The sequence below is a fragment of the Nesterenkonia sp. DZ6 genome (assembly GCF_022565835.1).
GTDB lineage: Bacteria > Actinomycetota > Actinomycetes > Actinomycetales > Micrococcaceae > Nesterenkonia.
Genome location: NZ_JAJOYW010000009.1, coordinates 1 through 1,652 on the forward strand (window position 1 = coordinate 1; position 1,652 = coordinate 1,652).

The following is a 1,652-nucleotide window of genomic DNA, read 5'->3' on the forward strand; positions in this document are numbered from 1 at the left end:
CTGATCATGGGACGTCCTGACCATGGACCGGGACGTGCCAGCGCGCCCGCACCCCGCCGTTCTCCCCCGGGGTCAGCCCAAAGGCACCACCCCGAGCACGCGCCCTGGCCCGCAGGTTCGCCGTGCCGCTCGCGGTCTTGTCACCGGCAGCCAGGCCGACCCCGTCGTCACCGACCGTGACCGTGACTCCGGCGGAGTCTGCCTGGACCTCGATCGAGACCGCAGTCGCCCTGGCATGGCGGGTCACGTTGGTGACCGTCTCACGCAGGACCGCGACGACATCATCTGCGAGCTCACCCTTGATGAACGCATCGATCTGACCCGTGAAGGTCACCTTCGGAGCCATGCCAAGCCCGGCCGAGAGCTCGGTGACGACATCGAGCAGCCGATGACGCATGGTCCTGGTGGTCTTACGGGTGCGCAGAGTGAATATCGCGTTGCGGATGTCTTCGATGGCCGCGTCGATCTCCGCCACATGCCTGTCGATCCTCCCGCAATGTCGGGGGTGGGCCGAGGCGAAGGCCTGCAGTCCCAGGCCCGTGGCGAAGAGCCGCTGGATGACATGGTCATGGAGATCCCGAGCAGTGCGCGCCCGGTCTTCGATCACGCCGAGCCGCTGCCGATCCGCTCGCGCCCAGGACAGCGCCACAGCCAGACCCGCCTGGGTCGCGAAGTCCGAGAGCAGCTCCAGGTCACCGGAGTCAAAGGCCGGCCGGGACTCGGCCCGGGTCGCGCAGACCGCACCGATGCGGTCCCCGGAGACGATCAGCGGAACAGCGATCACCGAGGAGCTCGGGACCCGCTCACAGAACGGTGGGACATCTGTTCCCTCGGGAGCCGAGATGCTCGCCGTCCCCTCCATGGCCCGCGACACCGCGCCTTCGACCCAGGGCAGCACCTCGCCCTCGATCAGCGAGGCGCCCTGTCCGCGGGCGGTGTCGATGAAGAGCTCTTCGCCCACCGCGTCGGAGGTCACGATGGCGGCGAAGTCCGCTTCGGTGAGGGTCGCGACCCCGTGAGCCAGGACGCCGAAGACATCGATGGTCTCCGAGGCCAGCAGAGCTGAGGTGACGTCGCCCAGGACGGCGCTGAGCTGCTGCGCTCGGCGGGCCTCTTCGTAGAGTCGGGCGTTGTTGATCGCGGTCGCAGCCGTGGCGGCCAGCGCCGTGACGAGTTCTTCGTCCTCGTCGGTGAAGGGCCCATCGGCCCGGTTGGTGAGGTAGAGGTTGCCGTAGGTCTCGCCGCGGATCTTGATCGGGACCCCGAGGAAGCTGTTCATCGGCGGGTGGTGGGCGGGAAAGCCGACCGCCCGGGGATCCGTGGTGAGGTCGGTGAGTCGGATCGGGTTGCTGCTCTGGTTCACCGCGCCCAGGACCCCGTGCCCGGCGGGCAGGTCTCCGATCTTCTCGGCCACGTGCTGCGCCATTCCGACGTGGATGAACCGCTCGAGGGAGCCATCAGCGGCGATGACGCCCAGTGCGGCGTACTCGGCGTCCGCGACGGTCCTGGCCTCCTCGGCGATGCGCCGCAGAACATGTTCCAGGTCCAGATCGCTGGCCACGACGTTGCTGGCGTCGAGCAGGGTCTGCAGTCTGCGCTGGGAGCTGAGGACCCGGATAGTGCGCGCGATGGAATCCCCCACCGCACCATTG

1 protein-coding gene is annotated in these 1,652 nt (G+C 68.5%); it reads right to left on the bottom strand.

Annotated features, from left to right (window positions below):
- Positions 1-4: 4 nt before the first annotated feature.
- Positions 5-1,652, bottom strand: a 1,648-nt coding sequence (locus LTH93_RS13130) for a GAF domain-containing sensor histidine kinase (protein WP_241471226.1), incomplete at its 5' end; no start/stop codon positions are given.